The 23,034-nt window shown below is 35.9% G+C and carries 30 protein-coding genes, 1 tRNA gene and 1 other RNA gene; 22 read left to right on the forward strand and 10 right to left on the reverse strand.

The window, feature by feature from the left end; genetic code table 11:
- The first annotated feature begins 2 nt into the window (after positions 1–2).
- The 3 genes from HNS40_RS02005 to HNS40_RS02015 all read left to right on the forward strand — a co-directional run bounded on the left by HNS40_RS02005 (position 3) and on the right by HNS40_RS02015 (position 4,109).
- A complete protein-coding gene (locus HNS40_RS02005; RefSeq protein ID WP_172276872.1) occupies positions 3–968 on the forward strand; it encodes a GNAT family N-acetyltransferase in 966 nt (321 codons plus the stop codon).
- Complete coding sequence (gene yihA / locus HNS40_RS02010; protein ID WP_172276875.1) at positions 965–1,570, forward strand: ribosome biogenesis GTP-binding protein YihA/YsxC; 606 nt, start codon at positions 965–967, stop codon at positions 1,568–1,570. Before HNS40_RS02005 ends, yihA begins: the two co-directional genes overlap by 4 nt.
- A 220-nt stretch (positions 1,571–1,790) precedes the next feature.
- Positions 1,791–4,109 carry a T9SS type A sorting domain-containing protein gene (locus tag HNS40_RS02015; RefSeq protein WP_172276878.1) on the forward strand — a complete coding sequence of 773 codons (2,319 nt, stop codon included), beginning with the start codon at positions 1,791–1,793 and terminating at the stop codon, positions 4,107–4,109.
- 419 nt (positions 4,110–4,528) lie between these two features.
- On the opposite strand, the gene HNS40_RS02020 is transcribed toward HNS40_RS02015, so the two are convergent.
- From HNS40_RS02020 to HNS40_RS02065, 10 genes are all read right to left on the reverse strand, one after another.
- Positions 4,529–5,029, reverse strand: a complete 501-nt coding sequence (locus HNS40_RS02020) for a cupin domain-containing protein (protein WP_172276881.1) — start codon at positions 5,027–5,029, stop codon at positions 4,529–4,531.
- Positions 5,029–5,715 (reverse strand): outer membrane beta-barrel protein, encoded by a 687-nt coding sequence (locus HNS40_RS02025; protein ID WP_172276884.1) that lies wholly within the window; start codon positions 5,713–5,715, stop codon positions 5,029–5,031. The genes HNS40_RS02020 and HNS40_RS02025 overlap by 1 nt, the downstream gene beginning before the upstream one ends.
- 133 nt (positions 5,716–5,848) lie before the next feature.
- Positions 5,849–7,957 carry a Tex family protein gene (locus tag HNS40_RS02030; protein ID WP_172276887.1) on the reverse strand — a complete coding sequence of 703 codons (2,109 nt, stop codon included), beginning with the start codon at positions 7,955–7,957 and terminating at the stop codon, positions 5,849–5,851.
- A gap of 4 nt (positions 7,958–7,961) precedes the next feature.
- Positions 7,962–8,540, reverse strand: coding sequence for a dephospho-CoA kinase (gene coaE / locus HNS40_RS02035; RefSeq protein ID WP_172276890.1), 579 nt, complete (start codon positions 8,538–8,540; stop codon positions 7,962–7,964).
- Entirely contained in the window at positions 8,541–9,491 is a 951-nt protein-coding gene (locus tag HNS40_RS02040) for a hypothetical protein (protein ID WP_172276893.1), read from the reverse strand.
- A gap of 246 nt (positions 9,492–9,737) precedes the next feature.
- Entirely contained in the window at positions 9,738–10,064 is a 327-nt protein-coding gene (gene yajC, locus HNS40_RS02045) for a preprotein translocase subunit YajC (RefSeq protein ID WP_172276896.1), read from the reverse strand.
- 34 nt (positions 10,065–10,098) lie between these two features.
- Positions 10,099–10,548 (reverse strand): DUF1573 domain-containing protein, encoded by a 450-nt coding sequence (locus HNS40_RS02050; protein WP_172276899.1) that lies wholly within the window; start codon positions 10,546–10,548, stop codon positions 10,099–10,101.
- A gap of 319 nt (positions 10,549–10,867) precedes the next feature.
- Positions 10,868–10,941 (reverse strand) — tRNA-Arg (locus tag HNS40_RS02055).
- 100 nt (positions 10,942–11,041) lie between these two features.
- Positions 11,042–11,448: a transfer-messenger RNA gene (gene ssrA / locus HNS40_RS02060) on the reverse strand.
- Between the two features lie 55 nt (positions 11,449–11,503).
- On the reverse strand, positions 11,504–12,664 hold the full coding sequence (locus HNS40_RS02065; protein ID WP_172276902.1) for a glycosyltransferase: 1,161 nt from the start codon (positions 12,662–12,664) through the stop codon (positions 11,504–11,506).
- 306 nt (positions 12,665–12,970) lie between these two features.
- Here HNS40_RS02065 and rpsL point away from each other — a divergent pair, with 306 nt between their 5' ends.
- The 19 genes from rpsL to rpsH are packed head-to-tail and all read left to right on the forward strand — an operon-like array spanning position 12,971 to position 23,026.
- Positions 12,971–13,345 carry a 30S ribosomal protein S12 gene (rpsL, locus tag HNS40_RS02070; protein ID WP_172276905.1) on the forward strand — a complete coding sequence of 125 codons (375 nt, stop codon included), beginning with the start codon at positions 12,971–12,973 and terminating at the stop codon, positions 13,343–13,345.
- A 23-nt stretch (positions 13,346–13,368) separates the two neighbouring features.
- Positions 13,369–13,839, forward strand: coding sequence for a 30S ribosomal protein S7 (gene rpsG / locus HNS40_RS02075; protein ID WP_172276908.1), 471 nt, complete (start codon positions 13,369–13,371; stop codon positions 13,837–13,839).
- Positions 13,840–13,875: 36 nt separating this feature from the next.
- Positions 13,876–15,957, forward strand: a complete 2,082-nt coding sequence (gene fusA / locus HNS40_RS02080) for an elongation factor G (protein ID WP_172276911.1) — start codon at positions 13,876–13,878, stop codon at positions 15,955–15,957.
- Between the two features lie 29 nt (positions 15,958–15,986).
- Positions 15,987–16,292, forward strand: coding sequence for a 30S ribosomal protein S10 (gene rpsJ / locus HNS40_RS02085; protein WP_172276914.1), 306 nt, complete (start codon positions 15,987–15,989; stop codon positions 16,290–16,292).
- Positions 16,293–16,310: 18 nt separating this feature from the next.
- Complete coding sequence (rplC, locus tag HNS40_RS02090) at positions 16,311–16,934, forward strand: 50S ribosomal protein L3 (RefSeq protein ID WP_172276917.1); 624 nt, start codon at positions 16,311–16,313, stop codon at positions 16,932–16,934.
- The gene (gene rplD, locus HNS40_RS02095) at positions 16,925–17,548 is read left to right on the forward strand and encodes a 50S ribosomal protein L4 (protein WP_172276920.1); all 624 of its coding nucleotides are present in this window, start codon (positions 16,925–16,927) and stop codon (positions 17,546–17,548) included. Before rplC ends, rplD begins: the two co-directional genes overlap by 10 nt.
- Positions 17,549–17,588: 40 nt before the next feature.
- The gene (rplW, locus tag HNS40_RS02100; protein WP_172276923.1) at positions 17,589–17,882 is read left to right on the forward strand and encodes a 50S ribosomal protein L23; all 294 of its coding nucleotides are present in this window, start codon (positions 17,589–17,591) and stop codon (positions 17,880–17,882) included.
- A gap of 4 nt (positions 17,883–17,886) precedes the next feature.
- Positions 17,887–18,711, forward strand: a complete 825-nt coding sequence (gene rplB, locus HNS40_RS02105) for a 50S ribosomal protein L2 (RefSeq protein WP_172276926.1) — start codon at positions 17,887–17,889, stop codon at positions 18,709–18,711.
- A gap of 21 nt (positions 18,712–18,732) precedes the next feature.
- Positions 18,733–19,011, forward strand: coding sequence for a 30S ribosomal protein S19 (gene rpsS, locus HNS40_RS02110; protein ID WP_172276929.1), 279 nt, complete (start codon positions 18,733–18,735; stop codon positions 19,009–19,011).
- 16 nt (positions 19,012–19,027) lie between these two features.
- On the forward strand, positions 19,028–19,438 hold the full coding sequence (rplV, locus tag HNS40_RS02115; RefSeq protein ID WP_172276932.1) for a 50S ribosomal protein L22: 411 nt from the start codon (positions 19,028–19,030) through the stop codon (positions 19,436–19,438).
- Positions 19,438–20,139, forward strand: a complete 702-nt coding sequence (gene rpsC, locus HNS40_RS02120) for a 30S ribosomal protein S3 (protein WP_172276935.1) — start codon at positions 19,438–19,440, stop codon at positions 20,137–20,139. The genes rplV and rpsC overlap by 1 nt, the downstream gene beginning before the upstream one ends.
- Positions 20,140–20,166: 27 nt before the next feature.
- Positions 20,167–20,589, forward strand: a complete 423-nt coding sequence (rplP, locus tag HNS40_RS02125) for a 50S ribosomal protein L16 (RefSeq protein ID WP_172276938.1) — start codon at positions 20,167–20,169, stop codon at positions 20,587–20,589.
- A 12-nt stretch (positions 20,590–20,601) separates the two neighbouring features.
- Complete coding sequence (rpmC, locus tag HNS40_RS02130; RefSeq protein WP_172276942.1) at positions 20,602–20,799, forward strand: 50S ribosomal protein L29; 198 nt, start codon at positions 20,602–20,604, stop codon at positions 20,797–20,799.
- A gap of 8 nt (positions 20,800–20,807) precedes the next feature.
- Positions 20,808–21,062 (forward strand): 30S ribosomal protein S17, encoded by a 255-nt coding sequence (gene rpsQ / locus HNS40_RS02135; protein ID WP_172276945.1) that lies wholly within the window; start codon positions 20,808–20,810, stop codon positions 21,060–21,062.
- Between the two features lie 2 nt (positions 21,063–21,064).
- Positions 21,065–21,433: a 50S ribosomal protein L14 gene (gene rplN / locus HNS40_RS02140; protein ID WP_172276948.1), complete on the forward strand. Its 369-nt coding sequence runs from the start codon at positions 21,065–21,067 to the stop codon at positions 21,431–21,433.
- A gap of 12 nt (positions 21,434–21,445) precedes the next feature.
- Positions 21,446–21,769: a 50S ribosomal protein L24 gene (rplX, locus tag HNS40_RS02145; RefSeq protein WP_172276951.1), complete on the forward strand. Its 324-nt coding sequence runs from the start codon at positions 21,446–21,448 to the stop codon at positions 21,767–21,769.
- Positions 21,766–22,326: a 50S ribosomal protein L5 gene (gene rplE, locus HNS40_RS02150; RefSeq protein WP_371742905.1), complete on the forward strand. Its 561-nt coding sequence runs from the start codon at positions 21,766–21,768 to the stop codon at positions 22,324–22,326. The genes rplX and rplE overlap by 4 nt, the downstream gene beginning before the upstream one ends.
- A gap of 2 nt (positions 22,327–22,328) precedes the next feature.
- Positions 22,329–22,598 (forward strand): 30S ribosomal protein S14, encoded by a 270-nt coding sequence (gene rpsN / locus HNS40_RS02155; RefSeq protein ID WP_172276957.1) that lies wholly within the window; start codon positions 22,329–22,331, stop codon positions 22,596–22,598.
- A 26-nt stretch (positions 22,599–22,624) separates the two neighbouring features.
- On the forward strand, positions 22,625–23,026 hold the full coding sequence (rpsH, locus tag HNS40_RS02160) for a 30S ribosomal protein S8 (protein ID WP_172276960.1): 402 nt from the start codon (positions 22,625–22,627) through the stop codon (positions 23,024–23,026).
- The last annotated feature ends 8 nt before the right edge of the window (positions 23,027–23,034 follow it).

Below are 23,034 nucleotides of genomic sequence, written 5' to 3' on the forward strand. Positions count from 1 at the left end.
AAATGAAAACCATAATACCTAAGGTTGATAGAGCCTTAATTGATGCTGAATTAACTGCGGATAAATATCTAGCAGATACGAATAATGGAGGGAATCAAATTTATGTATTTACTGCCCATGATTCTCCACACTTAATGCGTGAGGTAGGTAGGTTAAGAGAGATTACTTTTAGAGATGCTGGTGGGGGAACGGGTTGTGAATTAGATGTTGACGAGTATGATACATTAGAAAAACCTTTCCAGCAATTGATAGTTTGGAATCCTGAAGACAAAGAAATTGTTGGTGGATATCGTTTTATCCATGGAAGAGATATCGAGGTGAATGGCACCGAGGTAAAAAGCGCAACTTCTCATTTATACAGGTTCTCACAGCAATTTATTGATGATTTTTTGCCTCATAGTATAGAACTCGGGCGTTCTTTTGTTCAGCCTAATTATCAACCAACATTTAATCTTAAAAAGGGATTATACTCTTTGGATAATCTTTGGGATGGGATAGGAGCCATGGTTGTTGGTACTCCAGGTGTAAAGTATCTGTTCGGAAAAATGACCATGTATACAGATTATGATAAGGAAGCCAGAGATATTCTTTTGTATTTCTTCTATAATTTCTTTCCAGATAAAGACAAACTTTTAGTGGCTCATGCGCCATTAGCTTTAGAGGCCAGTGAAGAGGAATTGGAGGCTATATTTATTGGTAATACTTTTGAAGAAAACTATAAAATATTAGTTAAGAATCTTAGGAGTAGAAAAGAAAATATTCCGCCACTATTTAATGCCTATTTAAATTTATCTCCAACCATGAGAACTTTTGGTACTGCAGTGAATGATGAGTTCGGGTATGTTGAAGAAACAGGGATGATGATAACAGTGGATGATTTGTATGAAAAGAAGAAGAAGCGTTACTTGCAAAGTTATATTGCAAAAATTTCACATAATATAAAAGCAATGAGGAGAAATCGAATATGATCGTTAATAGCGCTGAGTTTTTAAAAAGTAGTACAGGAGTGTCACATTGCCCTCCTGACCAAAAACCAGAATATGCTTTTATTGGAAGATCAAATGTGGGGAAATCCTCATTAATTAATAAGCTTTGTAATAAGTCAAAGCTAGCCAAAACATCTTCCACGCCTGGAAAGACTCAGCTAATTAATCATTTTCTAGTTAATGAGAATTGGTATTTAGTGGATTTGCCTGGTTATGGATTTGCTAAAATGCCTATAGCCGTTAGGAAGAAAATGGAAGCCATGATTAGCGAGTATTTACTTGGGCGTAAGAATCTAATGAATATTTATGTTTTAATTGATTCTCGCCATCAGCCATTGGCAATCGATATGGAGTTTATGGAGCAATTGGCCGAAAACCAGCTCGCTTTTTCTATCATATTTACTAAGGCTGATAAGTCAAAGAAAAGAAAGCTAGAAGATAATATTGCCAAATATAAATCTAAACTTTCTGAAGCTTGGGAAGTTTTGCCTCCCATGTTTCTCACCTCATCTGAATCTGGCCTAGGTGCTGATTTAATTCTGAAAGATATTGAATCCATCAATACGTTGTTTCACGTAGATTAGGGTATATTTACTTAGGAAACGCTAAAGAAAAGCTTAAATAATTTGTTATTATTCTTTTTGTATAAGAAAGTATCTGTCATATCTTGTATGTTATCAGTGTGTTATGTGGCTTTTAGGATGGCGCTTGACTAAGCTTGAATTGCAGTGTAAAATATTTGATTTTCCATATAGAATTTATACATTTGTGTTTACCTAATCATTTTTTTAAAAACAATCAATTATGAGAAAAAATTTACTTTTAATTTTATCAATGTTTGTAGGGTTTGGCTTATTCGCTCAAGGCTACGAACAAGACTTTGATGGATTCACTTCTGGAGATTATTTAGCTGAGGTGGATACAGATTGGACAACTTGGACAAATGCTCCAGGTACAGCAGAAGATGCTATGATATCTGATGCTTTTTCTGTAACTGCACCTAATTCAGTTGTTGTTATGGGTACTACAGATGCTGTTTATCCATTTGGTGATAAAACATCTGGTGCTTATGAAGTTAGTTTTGATATGTATGTACCTGCTGGAAAAGCTGGTTATTATAATTTGCAGCATGTTTTTGCTTCTGAGTGGGCTGTTGAGGTATACTTAAATGGAGATTTAAGTAGTCAGATTTCTGCAGGTGGTCAAGAATTAACTAATTTGACTTACGAAGCTAATACATGGTTCAATGTTTCATTTGATATTAACTTAAATGAAGATTTGGCAACTATGTATTGGGATGATGAAGAAATTATTACATGGCAGTGGAGCTTAGCTACTGATGGTACAGCTGGTGAAAACCAATTAGGTTGTGCTAATATGTATGCTGGTGTTCTTACAGGTTATACGGAAGATCCTGAGTATTATTTTGATAACTTCATGTTTAATGAAGCTGTTGAAGTAGTTTATGAATCAGGTTTTGACATGCATACTTCTGGTGATTATTTAGCTGTTGTTGATGAAGAATGGACAACTTGGACTAATGCACCTGGTACAGCGGAAGATGCTGTTATTTCTGATGCTCAATTTGAAACTGCTCCTAACTCTGTTATGGTAAGTGGAACTAATGATGCTGTTTTCCCTTTCGGTGATAAAACATCTGGTGTTTATGGTGTAAGTTATGATTTTTATGTACCTGCTGGTATGGCTGGTTATTATAACCTACAGCATGTATTTGCTTCTGAGTGGGCTGTTGAGGTTTTCTTGTATGCTGATGGTTCTTCAAAAATTACTGCTGGTGGTCAAGAATTAACTAATGTTACTTATGCTCAAGATACTTGGTTCAATGTATTCTTTTATATTGACTTAAATGAAGATGTTGCTGTAATGTCTTGGGATGATACAGATATTATTGAGTGGCAGTGGAGTCTTGCAACTGATGGTACAGCTGGTGAAAACCAATTAGGTTGTGCTAATATGTATGCCGGTGCTGAGAATGGTGAAACTCCAATGTATTATTTTGATAACTTTACTTTTATTTCTTTATCAAATGCATTAACACCTGCTACTGTAGAGGTTGATACTGATGAGATTATTGTTGAAATCGCTGATGGAACTGCTGTAACTGAAACTTTTAGCATAGCAAATGTTGGACAAGAAAATTTAGAGTATGATGTTTATCCTACTTACGATGTAGAAGCATCTGCAGGTTCTGCAATGCATAATGTTGGTTATTGTGCCGATGATGTTACTCAAAATATTGGTTCTGACGGAGCTGTATCTCGTAAAATTGCTGTTTTATTAGAGCCTTCTTTACAAGAGGATTATATTGGTACTACTTTGGAATCTATTGAGGTTTTTATGGCTGATCAAGCTTTAGATATGTTTGTGAAAGTTTGGGCTGCTGGTGAAACTACTGTTCCAGGTCCTGGTGAAGTTATTTATTCAGCTTCTTTCAATGCTGCTATTGGTGAGTGGAGTGAAGCAATGATTACTGATGAAATCGTATTAGATGGTAACCCAATTTATATTGGTGTAGAATATTTCCAACCTGCTGCTGTTTATGCAATGGGATGTGATGCTGGTCCAAAAACTCCGGGTGTAAACTGGTCTTCTACTGGTCCTGGATGGAGTGAATTCTCTTTAGATTATAACTGGGCTGTAAGAGCTAATACAGTTGGTGATCCTTTCCCAAATTGGATGGATGTTCCTGTTGATTTTGGTATGATTCCTGGTGGCGGAAGCGAAACTGTTGGTGTATTTATGAGCCCTGATGGCTTGCCAAATGGACAGTATACTGGTTCTTTAGTAGTTGCTGCTAATGATCCTGTTACTAATTATACAGAAATTGATGTTACTCTTGATATTATTACTGCGACTAATGATTTAAATGCAACAGACGCTGTTATGGTTTATCCTAACCCAACTAATGATGTTGTTTTTGTTAAAGCTGATGCTCAAATTGAGCAAGTTATTGTAAGTAATTATTTAGGTCAAGTAGTTGATGTTTATACAACTTTAGGAACTGAAGGTCAAATTAATGTTTCTCAGTTAGACAATGGTGTTTATTTCTTAGAAGTAACTACTGATCTTGCTAAGCATACAATTAAGGTGATAAAAAAATAGTATTGATTTATATCAATAGAAAAAAGGGATGCAATTCGCATCCCTTTTTTTGTTCTTAACCGATTTTAATATTGTGATAGAGAAATGATGCCTTATGGTTTGATGTTTAAGGGTTAATGACTTAGACTATTGTGAATAGTTTAAGGTCTATTTGTCTAAAGATTGTTAGTGTGTGTTTATAGATTATGTTGTTAGGGTAATCCACTCACTTAGGTTTTGCTGTCCTTATTTAATAGAGCTTTAGGATGAATAATGAGAGGTGGTAATTTCGCAATGAGATAAGGGTTTCACAGAGAAATAATATCAGGTATTTGAGGATATGTTTTGCGCTTTATGATAATCGCTTGCTATTGATTAGCAAAATGTATTGCCTACCTTAAGCAGATAATAGTTAAGTCTTGTAAACTGAAAATAGATTTCTATTTAATGAACCTCTGAATGAGCATAGCATCCAGATTAAGGTAACTTTTAAGCTGCTCTTGATTAGCCATTTCAAAGTCTTGAAAGTCAAACCCAGGTGCTACAGTGCATCCTGCAAGGGCGTATTCTGTTTCTGGGGAGGGTTCAGCTGCAAACCAAGTGTTCTTAGGTACTACACAAACGGGTTGTTCTCCGCCTTCTATATCCATACCTAATTTGAGGAGCTTTATTGTATGATCCTCTAGAATATAAATATGAATGACTCCTCCGGCATAATGATGCCAAATCTCGTCTGACTTGATTCTATGAAAGCAAGAGTAATCGCCTTCTTCTAAAAGGTAATAAATAGCAGTGGAATGATTCCGATCTCCTGTGAATCTCTCAGGTAAGGAATCGGCTTTAATAAATTCTTCTGCTCGATATATTTCTTTATAATATCCGCCTTCTGGATGAGGGGCAAGGTCTAGTTGTTTAACCCAATAGGAGGCTATTTTTTTCATTATTCAATGCCTTTTCTTACGTTCTTCGATTGTGTGGCACCAAGAGTCCAGGTGAGTCTTATAGATAGTACTGAATGTCTCTGGTCAGAACTCTGTTTTTGATCATTTTGATTAATTAATAAATCCTCATCATCACCAGACCATAAGGAGGTAAGGCCATATTGGTATCTCACATTAATGGAAGCGCTTTTCCATATCCTGTATTTAAAATCAGCTATCCAATCTACATTGTCTTGTGCAAAATATCCATCACTCAGTGTATTAGATACTTCTTGTCCATTAACAATCCATTGAACTCTAACTAGCCTTGAATAAGAAAATCCAGTACCAATGGTCAGTCCGTTTTTGTCATTATATTGAAAGATTAAAGGGACTTCGGCATAATCTAATCTGGCTTTATAATATGGGACACTATCCTCGTATATGCCATTTCTTTTATATGCCCCTTTTTGGTTGAATAAGGCCTGAATATTTACAGAAAATAAATCATTAATAGGAACGATAGCACCTGCGCCAACTACCAAGCCTGGTTTCTGAAATTTTAAGCTACCATTGTTTACTAAATCTCCTTCTATTTTCGACATGTTTAATCCGATGATGGCTTCTCCCATAATTCTTTGAGAATAGGCGTTTTGTGTCAAAAATAATCCGCCAATAATGACGATATAAAGTATCTTTTTAATCATATCTATTTTTTATAAGATCAGGAACGCAAAAGTATCAACATATATTATAAAGTCTAATGAATTTAACTTTTTCTAATGTAATTATGTCGTTCTTATATTCCAGTTTCCTAATCTCTCAAACTTTGAACTTTTTCTATTTCATAGAAAGCTGAATCCTCTTTCTTAACAAATCTACTTCAATAACCGTAACCATCAGTTTTTGACCAATATGAACAAATTGATTGGGGTCTTTCACAAACTCGTTGGCCATATTACTCTTGTGAACCAATCCATCCTGATGAACACCTATATCAACAAAGGCACCAAAGGCGGTAATATTAGTTACAATTCCCCTTAATTTCATTCCTCCATGTAAGTCTGATGGTCGATTTATGTTGGGATCAAATTCCCAGGCATCGTATTCTTTTCTTGGATCTAAACCAGGTTTTAATAATTCTTTCTTGATGTCTTTTAAAGTAGGTAATCCTATGGTATTGCTAATGTATTTCTCTAAATCTAATTCTTCTAGAACTTTTTCACTACCCATTAAGTCCTCGAGTTTAAGGTTTAAATCTTTAGCTATTTTGTGAACAATGGCATAGCTTTCCGGATGGACAGAGGAGGTATCTAAAGGATTATCTCCATCGTTAATTTTTAAGAACCCAGCTGATTGCTCAAAAGCTTTTTGTCCGAGGCGAGCTACTTCGAGTATTTGTTTTCTGTTGGTGAAATTGCCATTTTCTTTTCTGTATTTCACAATGTTTTCGGCTAAAGATGGTCCAATACCTGAAACATAAGCCAATAGTTGCTTTGAGGCAGTATTTAAATCAACCCCTACCGCATTAACGCAACTCATTACCACTTCATCTAAGGATTGGGTGAGTTTATTTTGATCTACATCGTGTTGGTATTGTCCCACTCCAATGGATTTTGGGTCAATCTTTACCAATTCTGATAATGGATCTATAAGCCTTCTTCCTATGGAAACAGCTCCTCTTACTGTGACGTCATATTCTGGAAATTCTTCTCTAGCTACCTTGGAAGCCGAATAGACTGAGGCTCCACTCTCGTTTACCATAATGGCTTTAATCTCCTTATTGAAATGTAATCTTCTAACAAAAGAATCGGTTTCCTTTCCAGCAGTTCCATTACCAATGGCTATCACATCAATTTTATAGGCATCGGTAAGAGAAGTAATTTTGTGGGCTGCTAATTTGCTGTCTTTTTGAGGAGGGTGCGGAAAGATAGTCTCGTTGTGCAGTAAGTCACCGTTCTCATTTAAACAAACCACTTTGCAGCCCGATCTAAAACCAGGATCTATTGACAAAACCCTCTTGTTTTTTAGGGGAGGAGCCAAGAGGAGTTCTTTGAGATTCTTCGCAAAGATAGCTATGGAATCTAGATCTGCCTTTTCCTTTAACTCATTTTTAAACTCAGTTTGTAAGCTGGGTTGTAGTAATCTTTTATAGGCATCTTTAATACAAAGTAGAAGATGATTTCGAGTGGTAGAGCTCCTTCTGATATATTGTGATTCTATTAATTCGATTGCATTTTCAATAGGGGGCTCAATTTTGAACTTGATGAATCCCTCGTTTTCTCCACGATAAATTGCTAGTATCCTATGAGAGGCAGCTTGTTTCACTCTTTCTCTATAATCAAAATACATGGAGAACCGATCGCCTTCTTCTTCTTTTCCTTTCACTAATTTGGAGATGATTTCGCCTTCCCTTTGAAATAGATATCTTAATCTTCTTCTGATAAGAGGATCCTCACTAATCCATTCAGCAATAATGTCTCTTGCGCCTTGTAAGGCCTCCTCAGTGTCTTTTACATTGCTATTGATAAATCTTTTGGCTGAGTATTCAATGTCGTCATTACTTTGCGACATCATCATTTTTGCTAAACCTTCCAGTCCTCTTTCTTTTGCAACAGATGCTTTGGTTTTTCTTTTGGGTTTATAGGGTAAATAAAAATCCTCTAATTCCGATTTATCTGTAATAGAATCTAATTTCTTCTTGAGTTCCTCAGTTAGAATTCCCTGCTCATCTAATGATTTGTATATGCTGTCTTTTCTTTGATTGAAAGATGTTATTTGCTCAGCAATATCTCTAATACTTGCAATTTGTACTTCATCTAACCCGCCTGTTTTTTCCTTTCTATAACGGGCAATAAATGGGAGAGTAGCATCGGCTTTCAGTAATTCTAAAACCGCTTCTACTTGTTCGGTTTTGATGTTGATTTGTTGAGCAATCTTTATAATCATAAAACTATTTATTGAGGAATTGGTGAATTTTTAAAACTTGAGGAACTAGCATCTGGCTTCCGTCATTGTATATGATGTAATCAGCAGCATTTTCTTTTCTTTCGTCCGACCATTGGTTGTTCATCCTAGCTAAAACGTCCTCTTCATTGGCATCATCTCTTTGCATCACTCTTTTTAATCGGATATCCTTAGGGGAGGCTATAGTGATGGTTTTGTCCATCAGATGATCGAATCCGTTTTCAAATAAAATAGCAGCTTCTTGTATTACATATTTACTTTTTTGCTGCTGAGCCCAAAGCTGAAAATGGTCTCTAAGTTGAGGGTGGATGAGGTGATTGAGTTTTTCAAGTTCTTTGGCATTGTTAAATACTATGGATGCTAATTTCTTTCGATCTATTTGCTTGGTACTCGATAATACAATGGAACCAAAAATTTCAGCTATTTTTTCAATGGTTTCAGAAGAATTTAATATGTTCCTGGCTTCTAAATCAGCATAATAGATAGGCACGTTTAGAGCTGAAAAAATTTGACAAACCCATGTTTTTCCACTGCCTATATTTCCAGTAAGTCCTACTTTTATCATCTATTTGATTATTATAAATTCAGCCACTTTGGGGGAGAAATCAATCACACGAATATCATCAGGAAATGATTCTAGACTGATATTTAACTTGCCAATATTTAGAGGATCTATTGCAGCAATTACTTTAAAACCTTCAGGCTTTATTTCATTAAATTTCTCAAAAGAGACAGCATATTTTATTTCTATGTGCTTGGGAAATAGTCTGATGTTTTTGTTATCAATGAAATCTTGGGGAATAGGTATCGTTATTTTAGCTTCGGTGAATTTTTCAACCTCAACTATCAGCTCCGAAGTTCTTACTTTGGTGTTTACATTTGAGGGGATTAGGAGTTTTATTTGATCTTTAAAAGATAAATCCAATTCTGTATAGGTTTTGGATTCAGTGTAAACCGTATCGATGAGGTCTAACTTATTTTGACTACCATATAATGTGATGATCTGTGGCTGTAATCTGGCGGCTCCTTTAAGCTGAAACTGTGGGAGTAATAGGTATTTAATATTTGGAAAGATGGTTACTTCTTTTGTAGCCAGTTTTTCAAATTTTAATACCAAGCTATCTGGTCCCAATAATCTGAGATTTTTCGCTGAGCTAAATATTTTGTTGAGCTCCTCAATCTTTGTTCTTACCAAAGAATAAGATTGCTTGATTTGAGCATTGATTTGTGAAGTTGTCATTTCAGGGATATTCAATTCCAATGAGCTAGGAGAACCGAATAGGCTGGTTCCTATCAAATCGAATCCATTATCGGTAATTCTGATTTGGATAACAGAATCGGGTTTGTTGATGAGTATTTGATCTTCAGGATAATTGTGGTACTTCACCGGAATATTTACATTGATTTCGTATTCTTGAGAGAGTTTGATGAGCAGCCATAGAAATGCAGAGATGCCTAGACAAATTAAAAAAACGATTGTGTTTTTATTTTTTATTTTTAAAAATGAATAATCCATAAGGAAAGGTAAAATTATGAAAAAAGCTCTTTGATGCACAAATTAAGTACAGCAAAGAGCTTTTTTTGATGCATCAAACTTGATTAGAGTCTTTTTGCAATTTGAGAACTTGAACTAAAAAGCATGAATTCGAGTCTTGTGTGGTGCTCCAAATGTGAGTTTACATCAGTAAATGACTATTTGGAGCGCAAGTCTGCCTGACGATAAGGTAGGCATAACGAAGAAGTCGAGCTTTATAGACGAACACTATTTAGTTTGTCCAATAGGAGTATCCTGCGGAACAATACCAGATTTTACTACTTTTATTTTTGTTTGACCTTCTGTTTCAATAATCACAGAAGTCTCATCAATTTTAATAACTTTTCCTAAGATCCCACCTAGTGTAACTACTTCGTCGCCTTTTTTCAATTCTTCACGAAATTTTCTTTGTTCTTTACTCTTTTTCATCTGAGGACGAATAAAGAAGAAATAGAATACTACGATGACAAGAATAAGAGGTAAAAAAGACATGATCCCACCTGATTCAGCGCCATCCGCTGGAGGTGTCATTAATAAGATTGAAAGTAAATTCATTGTTTTGATTTTATATTATTGTTTATTTTTCTATTTATTGACCAGGTTTAATCACGTCTGCTTTAATATACAAGTTTTGTTTAGCAGGTGTGGAATTGGTCAAGACGGTAATTCTTTTGTTTTGAAAACCCATTCTATTTTGACTATCGAATTTTGCTTCAATAGCTTTCGTTTCTCCTGGCTTGATAGGGTCTACCGGGTAGTTAGATGCAGTACACCCACAAGAGGTACTCACTTTTGCAATAAGTAAATCGGTATTCCCAGTATTAGTAAATTTGAAACTATAAGAAACTACTTCGCCTTGTATCACCTTACCAAAGTCATGCTCTGTTTTCTTAAAACTGATGAGGGGCATCTTCATGTCCTCGTCAAGCCCAGCAGCAGAATTAGGATTGCTAATTATATCAGCAGGTAATTTATCAGGATTGTTTTTACAAGAGACAAAAGCCAATGCTAAAACAAATAAAATGATATATCTATTCATCTGTTAATGTCTTATTTAATTTGTCAGATGGAACCACATAAAATAAAATAATCATTTGGTCGTAAAGAATTATAATTATTTTAATTACGCTTGTTTCATATTCAATAATTTCAATTGAGCGCAAAAGTAATAAATATTAGATGATGAGAAAATGTTTTTTGATTTTGGCTTGGTTAAAGATGTTTAAAATATTCATGACTTACCATTAGTAATGAGAAGAAGTTTCAAATTAAATAAGTCTAGGAGGAGAATTGCTGTTTTTAAAATAAAAAAAGCATTGAAAATCATATAGATTATCAATGCTTTATAAATTAGTCCGTGACCCCAGGAGGGCTCGAACCCCCAACCCTCAGAGCCGAAATCTGATATTCTATCCAATTGAACTATGGGGCCTTCTAAATTTTAATGTTTAAAGATCAGAGTTCTAAATACTTATTAAAACACGAGTTTCAAAACTTTTAACATTAATCATTTTTACTTTGAACTTTTTTTTTGGTGGAGCTGGAGGGATTCGAACCCTCGTCCAAACTTATAGCCCAATGGCTTTCTACATGTGTAGTCTCTTATTAATTTTCGAGATAAGAACCGGGAAAAGACACCCAATTCTTAACCTTATCCTCTTAATTTCACTTCTTGGTCGAGGTTCCTAAAAAGCTATCTCCGAATTTTCGACTCCCTAAATACAGCTTGGAACAGAGCAGGTCCGTCTGCAGGAAGGCATAGTCCCGAAATCTAGTTTCGTGGATTAAGGTAGTCTAGCTGAGCTATGACTACGCAGCTAATGCGTAATTATTGTTATCGCCATTTACATAGCTGTGAGAATTAGGATTAACGAGCCATATTCACAACACTCGACATGCTTACCATCACACTTATACGCTGTCTAATCCAGTCAACCCCATGTGATATCCCATTTAAGGGCTGCAAAGATAGTAAATAGGAATGAATAAAAGAACTATTTATCCTTATTAATGGAATGGTATACTTCGTCTAGTTGTTTGCCAACTGCGTCAAAAGAAAAATGTTCCTTAGCATATTGACGAATGGAGGAGGGCTCAAAAGAATCTAAATGGTCTAGCATCCATTGGAATTGTTCCAAGAGTTGTTCAGGTTGTTTCGGTTCTATGAGTATTCCTTTTGTGGAGTCAAGGTGTTCGCTGATGCCACCAACGTTTGTGGAGAGTACTGGGAGTCCGCATGCCATGGCTTCGTTGATAACCACTGGCATGTTTTCGTAATTACTATTGACAAGCATGAAACTTGCTTTCATATACTCGTCAACTAACTCTTGCTTTTCTAACAAGCCTCTAAACTCAATGAATGATTCCAATTTATATTCTTTGCTTAATTCTTTTAGCATAAAATAGTCTATGCCATCCCCGATTAATATCATCTTAAAATCATCTCTTTTTTGAGCTAGTGCCTTAACCATTTTGATGATACCCGTTATGTTTTTGCTTTTGTTTTCAAAAGTGCTCACATGAATGACGCTTTTGGTCTTTTCTTTTTGAAGTATAAAATCATATTGAAAGAATATGTCATCTACTACATTTGGAATAATTCTGTAATGGTTGTTATTTAGTCCATGAGAGAGAAGAGCTTCTTGTAAGTTTTGAGTAACAGGAAGAACTGCACTTGCATTTTTAACAACATATTTTGTAAGCATCTTTCGTAAAGCTCCTTTATAAGTATTTACAGTTGTAAGGTATCTCGACCAATGTTCGGTAATGACAAATGGAATGTTTTGTGTTTTGTGGCTATATAAAGCTAACAGCCCAGCTCTAGTTAAAATGTGAACATGAATTAAGTCTATTGGTTTTCTTTTTTGTATTAATGATAAGCCCTTTTTGTATTCTATGAGGAATCTAAAGAGGTAACTAATCTTATTCTTTGGTTTGGGATAGTAGATATATAAGCTATGAATTCCATCATCTAAATACTCCTCGATTTCAGTTTTAGTAAGAATATTATCAATAGCTTTTAAATAGAGTACACTGATCGTGTTTTTTCTATTGGCTGCCTGCGCATGTTTTTTTACAAATAGGCCCCACATTTTGTCATACCTATTGGGGTACCATTGGGGTAAAAATAGGATATGTTTAGCTTCGTTTTTCATTCAGGTGCAAACCTATTTACAATATTTTAATTATCAAATTTCTATTTTACTTTTTAATTAACGTCACTTATTAATATTTATTTGTTGATAAACTTATTGCCATATTTAACTTTTGCTCGTGAGTATGCTCAGAATGGCATGAAATTGAGCATTATTAGGGCCTGTTTTCATAATAATTACACTATTAGAAAAAAAACCTAATAATTTTTTTATCAAGCAGTTGCATTCTCAAAAAATATTTATACTTTTGCAGTCCGAAAAATCGGAGTAAAATCGATTGGAATAAAATATAAATTTATTAATAGTATGCCAACAATACAACAATTAGTAAGAAAAGGCCGTAATAAACTGGAATACAAAAGTAAGTCCCGTGCCTTAGATTCTTGTCCTCAGAGAAGGGGTGTTTGCTTAAGAGTTTACACCACCACACCTAAAAAACCAAATTCAGCTATGCGTAAAGTAGCTAGGGTTAGGCTAACAAATGGTAAAGAGGTTAATGCTTACATTGGTGGTGAAGGTCATAATTTACAAGAGCACTCTATTGTATTGGTTAGGGGTGGTAGAGTAAAAGACTTGCCAGGTGTAAGATACCACATCGTTCGTGGAGCTTTGGATACTTCTGGAGTAGACGGAAGAACACAAAGAAGGTCTAAGTATGGTACTAAGAGGCCTAAGAAATAGTAACAATTTTTAGTTAGAAGAAAATGAGGAAATCTAAACCAAAAAAGAGAATTATTCTTCCGGACCCAAAATTTAATGATGTTTTGGTAACGAAATTCGTGAACAACTTAATGTTCTCAGGAAAGAAGAATCTTTCATATAACATTTTTTACGAAGCAATCGAGATTGTAGGAGCGAAGATAAAAGACGAGAACAGCTTAGATGTTTTTAAGAAAGCTTTGTCTAATGTAACTCCAGCAGTAGAAGTTAGAAGCCGCAGAATAGGTGGTGCTACCTTCCAGATTCCTTCAGAAATTCGTCCTGGTCGTAAGCAATCCATAGGGATGAAAGCATTAATTGGTGCTTCGCGTAAACGCCACGAAAAAACAATGGGTGAGAGATTGGCCGGAGAGATTGTTGCAGCTTTTAAAGAGGAGGGGACTGCTTTCAAAAAGAAAGAAGAAACTCATCGTATGGCTGATGCAAACAAGGCTTTCTCACACTTCCGTTTCTAAGACGGGCAAGGGTTTACATATAAATTGAGATTAGAGATGTCTGAAAAACTAGAGTATAGAAGAAATATAGGCATTATGGCGCACATAGACGCGGGTAAGACCACGACTACTGAGCGCATTTTGTACTATACAGGTCGAAGTTATAAAATTGGTGAGGTCCACGACGGAGCTGCTACGATGGACTGGATGGTTCAGGAGCAGGAGCGAGGAATAACAATTACTTCAGCGGCAACCACTGTGTATTGGAACCGCAATAATATTAAGCATAAGATTAATATAATTGACACGCCGGGTCACGTAGATTTTACTGTAGAGGTAGAAAGATCGTTACGTGTACTGGATGGTGCTGTTGCTTTGTTTTGTGCTGTTGGTGGTGTTGAGCCACAGAGTGAAACTGTATGGCGTCAAGCTGATAAATATAATGTTCCTCGTATTGGATTCGTTAATAAAATGGATCGTACTGGAGCAGACTTTTTTGATGTTGTAGGTCAAGTAAGAGAGAAGTTAAAAGCAAATCCTGTTCCTCTTCAAATTCCAATTGGAGCTGAGGAGAAATTTGTAGGTGTTGTTGATTTAATTAGCAATAAAGCTTTTGTTTGGGATGAAGGATCGCAAGGTGTTGAAATCCGTGAGATTCCTGTTCCTGAAGATTTAGTGGATGTAGCTGCAGAATACAGGATGAAATTGATAGAGGGTGTTGCTGAGGAAAGTGATGAGCTTTTAGAAAAGTTTATGGACGATCCTAATAGTATTACCGAAGATGAAATTCATGTTGCTATTAGAAAAGCAACTGTTGAGATGAGAATTACTCCTATTATGTGTGGTTCGGCATTTAAAAACAAAGGTGTTCAGATGCTTTTGGATGCTGTTGTTGACTTCTTGCCTAGTCCTGCTGATCAGCCTGCGGTAACTGGTGTTCATCCAAGAACTGGAGAAGAGGAAACTCGTAGTATCGATGATACTAAATTTTCTGCTTTAGCATTTAAGATTGCAACTGACCCATTTGTTGGTCGTATTTGTTTCTTCCGTGTTTATAGTGGTAAATTAAAAGCAGGATCTTATGTGTTGAATGCTTCTACTGGTAAAAAAGAAAGAATTTCAAGGATTATGCAAATGCACTCCAATAAGCAAGAGCCTTTAGAGGAAATTGGTGTTGGTGATATTGGTGCAGCTGTAGGGTTCAAAACTATACGAACAGGTGATACTTTAACTGACTTAAGTAGTCCTATTGTTTTAGAGACTATGAAATTCCCAGAGCCAGTAATTAAAGTAGCTATTGAACCTAATACTCAGAAAGAAATGGATAAGCTAGGAATAGCTCTTCAAAAACTTGCTGAGGAGGATCCTACTTTTAGGGTACAAACTGATGAAGATACTGGACAGACCATTATTAGTGGGATGGGAGAGCTTCATCTAGATATCTTAGTGGATCGCTTGAAACGTGAATTTAAAGTAGATTGCACTCAGGGTCAGCCAATGGTTTCTTATAAAGAAGCTATTACTGCTTCGGTGAACCACCGTGAAGTATATAAAAAGCAGTCGGGTGGACGTGGTAAATTTGCTGATATCGTATTTGAAATGGGTCCTGCAGATGAAGGTTTTGTAGGTTTGCAGTTTGTCGACAGTGTTAAAGGTGGTAATATTCCTAAAGAATATATTCCGTCTATACAAAAAGGATTTACTATGGCTATGCAGAATGGTGTATTAGCTGGATACGGTGTCGATAGTTTAAAAGTAACTTTAACTGATGGTTCCTTCCATGCAGTGGATTCAGATCAATTGAGTTTTGAATTAGCCGCTAAATTAGCATTTAAAACAGCTGCTAAGAAAGCAAGTCCTGTTTTATTGGAGCCTATCATGAAAGTGGAAATTACAACCCCAGATGATTATTTAGGTGATGTAAGTGGTGACGTTAATCGTCGTCGTGGACAACTAGAAGGTATTGAAGCTAAATCAGGTTCTCAGGTAGTGAAAGCGAAAGTTCCATTGCGCGAGATGTTTGGTTATGTTACGGCTTTACGTACTATCACATCTGGAAGAGCTTCTTCAAGCATGGAATTCAGTCATTTTGCTGAAGCTCCAAAGTCTGTGGTGGAAGATGTAATGGGAGTGAAATAATATTCAGTTATCATATAAAAACAAGAATCGTGAGTCAGAGGATTAGAATTAAATTAAAATCGTATGATCATAATCTAGTTGACAAATCAGCTGAAAAGATTGTAAAAACTGTAAAAATTACAGGTGCAGTAGTTAATGGACCAATTCCATTACCAACTCATAAGAAAATCTATACAGTGAACAAATCAACATTTGTGAACAAGAAATCGAGAGAGCAATTCGAGTTGAACTCGTATAAAAGACTATTAGACATCTATAGCAGTAATGCTAAAACAATAGATTCTCTAATGCGTCTAGAGTTACCAAGTGGAGTTGAAGTAGAAATCAAAGTGTAATTTTAAAGGCTTTTTAAAATGTCAGGAATTATTGGAAAAAAAGTTGGGATGACCAGCATATTCGATGAAAATGGAAAAAACATTCCATGTACAGTAATCGAAGCTGGCCCCTGTGTAGTTACCCAAGTTCGTACCCTCGATAATGATGGTTACGAGGCTATTCAACTTGGCTATGACGACAAAAAAGAGAAGAATACCTCTAAAGCGTTGCGTGGTCACTTTGAAAAAGCCAAAACTACACCTAAGAGAGTTTTAATAGAATTCTCTAGATTCGAAGAAAAGAAAAAATTCGGTGAAAGTGTTACAGTTGAAGTATTCGCAGAAGGCGAGTATGTTGATGTAGCTGGTACCTCCAAAGGTAAAGGTTTCCAAGGTGTTGTAAAACGTCATGGATTTGCTGGAGTTAACGATGCTACTCACGGTCAGCACAACAGACTTAGAGCCCCTGGTTCAATCGGAGCGTCTTCATATCCTTCAAGAGTATTTAAAGGAATGAGAATGGCTGGTCAAATGGGTAATAAGAGAGTTAAAGTAATCAATTTACAAGTAGTAAAAATTGTACCTGAAAAGAACTTAATTGTAGTTAAGGGCTCTGTTCCAGGTTCAAAAGGATCATATTTAACAATTGAGAGATGGAAGTAGCAGTATATAGTGTAAGTGGAAAAGAAACCGGAAAGAAAGTTGTTCTGGATGAAAAAGTTTTTGGTATTGAACCAAATGATCATGCTATCTATCTAGCTGTGAAGCAGTACAATGCTAATCAAAGGCAAGGTACTCACAGTTCTAAAGAGGTAAGTATGCTTTCTGGTAGTACTAGGAAAATTAAGCGTCAAAAAGGTACAGGTACCGCTCGTGCTGGTAGCATCAAATCGCCTATTTTTAGAGGTGGTGCTCGCGTTTTTGGTCCTCAACCAAGAGTTTACAACTTTAAATTGAACAAGAAACTTAAGCGTTTGGCTCGTTTGTCAGCTTTAACTTATAAAGCTCAAGACTCAGCGATTAAAGTAATCGAAGACATCAATCTCGATAGTGCAAAAACCTCTCAAATGGTTAAGATTCTTAAGGATCTGGAATTGAGTGGAAAAAAGACACTAATCGTGTTGAATGATATAAATAATAATGTATATTTGTCGACTCGAAATTTACAGGGGGTTACAGTGTTAAGGGTTTCTGATTTAAATACTTATGAAATTCTTAAGGCAAAGAACCTAGTTATGGTAGAGAGTTCAGTGGAAGCTTTCTCTGAATTAGCATAGTTAGACTTGTAAATTCATCGATAATTTAAAAGACAAGAAAATGGGTATTATCATTAAGCCAATCATTACAGAGAAAATGACAGCGGTAACTGAAAAGTTTCCGAATCGTTATGGCTTTATTGTAAACAGAAATGCTAATAAAATCCAAATCAAAGCAGCTATTAAAGAGTTCTATGGTAAGGAAGCAGTTTCTGTTAATACAATGAATTATCTGGGCAAGTCAAAAAGTCGCTTTACAAAAGGTGGCTTTATCTCAGGAAAAGAAAATTCGTTTAAGAAGGCTATTGTGACTTTGGCCGAAGGCGAAACAATTGATTTTTATAGCAATATATAATTAGATGGCTTTAAAAAAATTCAAACCGACAACCCCGGGACAACGCTTTAAGTTAATAAGCACGTTCGACGATATTACCACCTCAACACCAGAGAAGAGTTTGTTGGAAGGTAAGAAAAAATCAGGTGGTAGAAACAGTAACGGGAAGATGACTATGCGCTATATAGGTGGTGGTCATAAAAAGAAGTATAGAATTATCGACTTTAAAAGAGATAAAGAAGGTATTCCTGCAAAAGTGAAAACGGTAGAGTATGATCCTAATAGATCGGCTCGTATCAGCTTATTAGTTTATGCTGATGGTGAGAAGAGATATATCATAGCTCCACATGGTATTGAAGTTGGACAAGAAGTTCTCAGCGGAAAAGATGCCACACCAGATGTAGGAAACACACTTTATTTAAGCGATATTCCATATGGTACAATCATTCATAATGTTGAATTGCGTCCTGGACAAGGAGCTAAAATGGCTCGTTCTGCAGGTAACTTTGCTCAACTAATGACTCGTGATGGTAAATTTGCAATCTTAAAAATGCCTAGTGGTGAAACAAGAATGATTCTTCAAACTTGTAAAGCTACAATCGGTATGGTATCTAACGGTGAACATAGTCTCGAAAGATCAGGTAAAGCTGGTAGAACTCGTTGGCAAGGTCGTCGTCCAAGAGTACGTGGTGTTGTAATGAATCCAGTTGATCACCCTATGGGTGGTGGTGAAGGCCGCCAGTCTGGAGGTCATCCAAGATCGCGTAATGGTATTCCTGCTAAAGGTTACAAAACTCGTAACAAGAAGAAGGATAGTAACAGGTATATCATCGATAGAAGAAAGAAGTAAGGAATTAAATATCATTAAATTATGAGTCGTTCATTAAAAAAAGGTCCATTTATCCATTATAAGCTAGAACAAAGAGTTCTTGCTAATGTGGAGGCAGACAAAAAAACTGTGGTTAAAACCTGGTCTAGAGCTTCTATGATATCTCCAGACTTCGTAGGACAAACCATAGCTGTTCATAATGGAAACAAATTTATTCCTGTTTACGTTACTGAGAATATGGTAGGTCATAAGTTAGGAGAATTTTCTCCAACTAGAATCTTCCGTGGACATGCAGGGAGCAAGAATAAAGGTAATAAATAAGAAAGATTGAATCACTATGGGATCCAGAAAACATAACACAGCAGAAAAGATCAAGGAAGCCAAAAAACAAGTGGCTTTTGCGAAATTGAATAACTGCCCCACATCTCCCCGAAAAATGAGATTGGTAGCAGACCTAGTGAGAGGAGAGAGCGTTGAAAAATCGTTATATATTTTGAAGCATTCACCAAAAGAAGCTTCAAATAGATTATATAAAGTTTTGCTTTCTGCCGTATCCAATTGGCAAGCTAAAAATACAGAAGAGCGCATGGAAGATGCTAATCTTTATGTGAAGGAAGTATATGTAGATAGCGGAAGACAATTGAAAAGAATTCAACCAGCACCACAAGGTCGTGCACATAGAGTTCGTAAGCGTTCTAATCACGTGACAGTAGTTGTTGATAGTAGAATTATTAAAGAAGAAAACTAATGGGACAAAAGACAAATCCAATCGGTTTAAGATTAGGAATCATCAAAGGATGGGACTCTAATTGGTTTGGTGGAAAGAAATTTGAAGAGAAATTGGTAGAAGACATGAAAATCAGAAAGTATCTTTCTGCACGTCTTAGTAAAGCCAGTGTTGCTAAAATCGCCATCGAACGTACTCTAAAATTAGTAACTATTACTGTTCACACTGCTCGTCCAGGTATCATTATTGGTAAAGGTGGTCAAGAGGTTGATAAACTAAAAGAAGAGTTAAAAAAACTCACTAAGAAAGAAGTTCAAATTAATATCTCAGAGATTAAACGCCCTGAATTAGAGGCAAGTTTAGTGGCTAAGAATGTAGCAAGTCAGATTGAAGGAAGAATTTCTTTCCGTCGTGCGATTAAAACTTCTATTGCATCTACTATGAGAGCTGGTGCCGAAGGCATCAAAATTCTTATTAGTGGTCGTGTAGGTGGTGCCGAAATGGCCCGTTCCGAAATGTATAAAGATGGTCGTATTCCATTGCACACTTTAAGAGCAGACATCGATTATTCACTAGCAGAAGCTCACACTACTTATGGCCGTATTGGTATTAAAGTGTGGATATGTAAAGGTGAGATCTATGGTAAACCAGAATTGGTTCCAACAGGTGCTCCTGAAAAAGGTGGAAAACAACGTCCCCATCAACAAAGAAGAAGAAAATAAATAGGAATAAGTAAATAAGTTTTAGATATGTTACAGCCTAGAAAAACAAAGTTCAGAAAGATGCAAAAAGGTAGAATGAAGGGCAACGCTCAGCGTGGTCACGAATTAGCTTTTGGCTCTTTTGGAATTAAATCTCTGGAAGAAACCTGGATGACAGGTAGACAAATCGAAGCAGCTCGTCAGGCTATTACTCGTAAGATGAAGCGACAAGGGCAACTTTGGATTAGAGTCTTTCCAGATAAACCAGTAACTAAAAAACCAGCTGAAGTAAGAATGGGAAAAGGTAAAGGTGCCCCTGAATTATTTGTAGCTCGTGTTTCACCAGGTAGAATAATTTTTGAATCTGCAGGTGTGGATTTCGCCACTGCTAAAGAGTCTATGAGACTTGGTGCGCAAAAATTGCCTGTTCTTACAAAATTTGTAGTTCGAAGAGATTACGTAGAAGATTAAAAAATTACGAAGATGAAAAATTCAGAAATAAAAGAATTATCTACCAAAGATATACAGGAAAAACTAGAAGATCAAAAAATGATCCTCGATAAAGCCCGTTTAAATCATGCCGTTTCTCCATTGGAAAACCCCAATGTGTTAAAAGAGTATAGAAAAACTATTGCAAGGTTAATGACTGAATTAAACAACAGACAACCAGCAGATAAATAATTTTTGAAATGGAAAGAAATTTAAGAAAAGAGAGAGTTGGGCTCGTTGTTAGCAATAAAATGGACCGTTCCATTGTGGTGGAGATTGAAACGAAAAAAAAGCACCCCATTTATGGTAAGTTCGTAAAGCAGACCAACAAGCTCATGGCTCATGACGATGCTAATGATTGTAACATTGGTGACACTGTTAAAATCATGGAAACTCGTCCTTTGAGCAAGAATAAGCGTTGGAGACTAGTAGAAATCATTGAAAGAGCTAAATAATTATGTTACAACAAGAAAGTAGAAGTGGTGTTGCGGACAACAGTGGTGCTAAAGAGGTACTTGTTATTAAGGTCTTAGGTGGTACTGGTCGTCGCTATGCATCATTAGGTGATAAAGTAGTAGTTACCGTAAAATCAGCTGTTCCAAGTAGTGGTATGAAAAAAGGTACCGTTGTTACAGCCGTTGTAGTTCGTACTAAAAAAGAAGTGAGAAGACCTGATGGTTCTTATATTCGCTTTGATGATAATGCGGTTGTTTTATTAAACGCTGCTGGAGAGATGTCAGGAACGCGTATTTTTGGTCCTGTTGCTCGCGAATTACGTGAAAAAGATTTTATGAAAATTGTTTCTCTTGCACCTGAGGTGTTATAAAAAGAATAAACTATGAGTGTAAAATTAAATATTAAAAAGGGAGATACTGTTAAGGTAATCAGTGGCGAGTCTAAAGGAAAACAAGGACGAGTTTTAAGAATTGATGCTGCAACAGGAAGAGCCGTTGTTGAAGGTGCTAATCTTATAAAGAAGCACTCTAAACCAAATGCTCAAAATCCCCAGGGTGGAATAGTTGAGCAAGAAGCTCCTATTCATATGTCCAATCTTATGATTGTGGACGCTAAAGGAAATACCACCCGAATCGGTAAGAAAATAGATGAAAAAACTGGAAAATCAGTAAGATTTTCAAAAAAATCAGGGGAGGTGATTAAATAATGTACACACCAAGATTACAGGAAAAATATTCCAAAGAAGTTGCACCTGCTTTAATGAAGGAGTTTGGCTATACAAGCAGTATGCAAATACCCAAGATTACGAAAATTTCGTTGAATCAAGGATTAGGTGAAGCTATTACCGATAAGAAAAGAATCGATACTGGTCTAGAAGAAATGACAATGATTGCTGGTCAAAGAGCAGTCTCTACTAAGTCTAAAAGAGATATCTCTAACTTTAAGGTTAGAAAAGGTATGCCAATTGGAGTTAGAGTTACTTTAAGAAGACAAAACATGTATGAATTTTTTGATCGTTTGGTATCAGTTTCTATTCCTCGTGTACGTGACTTCCGTGGTATCAATGAAAAAGGTTTTGATGGACGTGGCAACTTTACTTTCGGAGTTCCAGAACAAATCATTTTCCCTGAAATTGATATCGATAAAGTAACAAAAATCAATGGTATGAATATTACTATTGTTACCTCAGCTAAAACTGATAAAGAGTGCTACGCTCTATTAAAAGAATTTGGCTTCCCATTCAAAAACAATAAAAAGAGTTAATTATGGCTAAAGAATCAATGAAAGCGAGAGAAGTCAAAAGACAAAAACTCGTTGATAAATATGCTAATAAAAGAGCTGAATTGAAAGCTGCTGGTGATAATGTTGGACTACAAAAGTTACCTAGAAATTCAAATCCAATTCGCCTTCATAATCGCTGTAAATTGACTGGTAGACCTAAAGGTTATATGCGTCAGTTTGGAGTATCACGTATTAATTTCCGTGAAATGGCAAATAATGGGTTGATTCCTGGTGTTAAGAAAGCCAGTTGGTAATTTTTAATTTATAAAAACGGATAATAATGAATACAGATCCAATTGCAGATTACTTAACAAGATTAAGAAACGCCATAAGTGCTAATCATAGAATCGTTGATGTTCCTCATTCTAAATTGAAACTGAACATTACAAAGATTTTGTTTGAAAAGGGATATATTCTTCAATACAAAGTTGAAAATGAAGGTACTATCGATAGCAATATTAAAATCGCTTTAAAATATCACCCACAAACAAAAATGAGTGCTATTAAAGAGTTGAAGCGTGTGAGTAAGCCAGGTTTGCGTGTTTATAAAGGCGCTGACGATTTACCACGTGTTATTAATGGTCTTGGAGTGGCTATCATCTCTACATCTAAAGGTGTAATTACTGATAAAGAAGCTCGCAGAGAGAACATTGGTGGTGAAATATTATGTTACGTAAGTTAATTAGAGGA

The sequence above is a fragment of the Lentimicrobium sp. S6 genome (genome assembly GCF_013166635.1).
Lineage (GTDB): Bacteria > Bacteroidota > Bacteroidia > Bacteroidales > UBA12170 > UBA12170.

Coding starts and splice junctions, on each gene's coding strand:
- HNS40_RS02005 (WP_172276872.1), top strand. CDS start 3: ATGAAAACCATAATACCTAAGGTTGATAGAGCCTTAATTGATGCTGAA.
- yihA (WP_172276875.1), top strand. CDS start 965: ATGATCGTTAATAGCGCTGAGTTTTTAAAAAGTAGTACAGGAGTGTCA.
- HNS40_RS02015 (WP_172276878.1), top strand. CDS start 1,791: ATGAGAAAAAATTTACTTTTAATTTTATCAATGTTTGTAGGGTTTGGC.
- HNS40_RS02020 (WP_172276881.1), bottom strand. CDS start 5,029: ATGAAAAAAATAGCCTCCTATTGGGTTAAACAACTAGACCTTGCCCCT.
- HNS40_RS02025 (WP_172276884.1), bottom strand. CDS start 5,715: ATGATTAAAAAGATACTTTATATCGTCATTATTGGCGGATTATTTTTG.
- HNS40_RS02030 (WP_172276887.1), bottom strand. CDS start 7,957: ATGATTATAAAGATTGCTCAACAAATCAACATCAAAACCGAACAAGTA.
- coaE (WP_172276890.1), bottom strand. CDS start 8,540: ATGATAAAAGTAGGACTTACTGGAAATATAGGCAGTGGAAAAACATGG.
- HNS40_RS02040 (WP_172276893.1), bottom strand. CDS start 9,491: ATGGATTATTCATTTTTAAAAATAAAAAATAAAAACACAATCGTTTTT.
- yajC (WP_172276896.1), bottom strand. CDS start 10,064: ATGAATTTACTTTCAATCTTATTAATGACACCTCCAGCGGATGGCGCT.
- HNS40_RS02050 (WP_172276899.1), bottom strand. CDS start 10,548: ATGAATAGATATATCATTTTATTTGTTTTAGCATTGGCTTTTGTCTCT.
- HNS40_RS02065 (WP_172276902.1), bottom strand. CDS start 12,664: ATGAAAAACGAAGCTAAACATATCCTATTTTTACCCCAATGGTACCCC.
- rpsL (WP_172276905.1), top strand. CDS start 12,971: ATGCCAACAATACAACAATTAGTAAGAAAAGGCCGTAATAAACTGGAA.
- rpsG (WP_172276908.1), top strand. CDS start 13,369: ATGAGGAAATCTAAACCAAAAAAGAGAATTATTCTTCCGGACCCAAAA.
- fusA (WP_172276911.1), top strand. CDS start 13,876: ATGTCTGAAAAACTAGAGTATAGAAGAAATATAGGCATTATGGCGCAC.
- rplC (WP_172276917.1), top strand. CDS start 16,311: ATGTCAGGAATTATTGGAAAAAAAGTTGGGATGACCAGCATATTCGAT.
- rplD (WP_172276920.1), top strand. CDS start 16,925: ATGGAAGTAGCAGTATATAGTGTAAGTGGAAAAGAAACCGGAAAGAAA.
- rplW (WP_172276923.1), top strand. CDS start 17,589: ATGGGTATTATCATTAAGCCAATCATTACAGAGAAAATGACAGCGGTA.
- rplB (WP_172276926.1), top strand. CDS start 17,887: ATGGCTTTAAAAAAATTCAAACCGACAACCCCGGGACAACGCTTTAAG.
- rpsS (WP_172276929.1), top strand. CDS start 18,733: ATGAGTCGTTCATTAAAAAAAGGTCCATTTATCCATTATAAGCTAGAA.
- rplV (WP_172276932.1), top strand. CDS start 19,028: ATGGGATCCAGAAAACATAACACAGCAGAAAAGATCAAGGAAGCCAAA.
- rpsC (WP_172276935.1), top strand. CDS start 19,438: ATGGGACAAAAGACAAATCCAATCGGTTTAAGATTAGGAATCATCAAA.
- rplP (WP_172276938.1), top strand. CDS start 20,167: ATGTTACAGCCTAGAAAAACAAAGTTCAGAAAGATGCAAAAAGGTAGA.
- rpmC (WP_172276942.1), top strand. CDS start 20,602: ATGAAAAATTCAGAAATAAAAGAATTATCTACCAAAGATATACAGGAA.
- rpsQ (WP_172276945.1), top strand. CDS start 20,808: ATGGAAAGAAATTTAAGAAAAGAGAGAGTTGGGCTCGTTGTTAGCAAT.
- rplN (WP_172276948.1), top strand. CDS start 21,065: ATGTTACAACAAGAAAGTAGAAGTGGTGTTGCGGACAACAGTGGTGCT.
- rplX (WP_172276951.1), top strand. CDS start 21,446: ATGAGTGTAAAATTAAATATTAAAAAGGGAGATACTGTTAAGGTAATC.
- rpsN (WP_172276957.1), top strand. CDS start 22,329: ATGGCTAAAGAATCAATGAAAGCGAGAGAAGTCAAAAGACAAAAACTC.
- rpsH (WP_172276960.1), top strand. CDS start 22,625: ATGAATACAGATCCAATTGCAGATTACTTAACAAGATTAAGAAACGCC.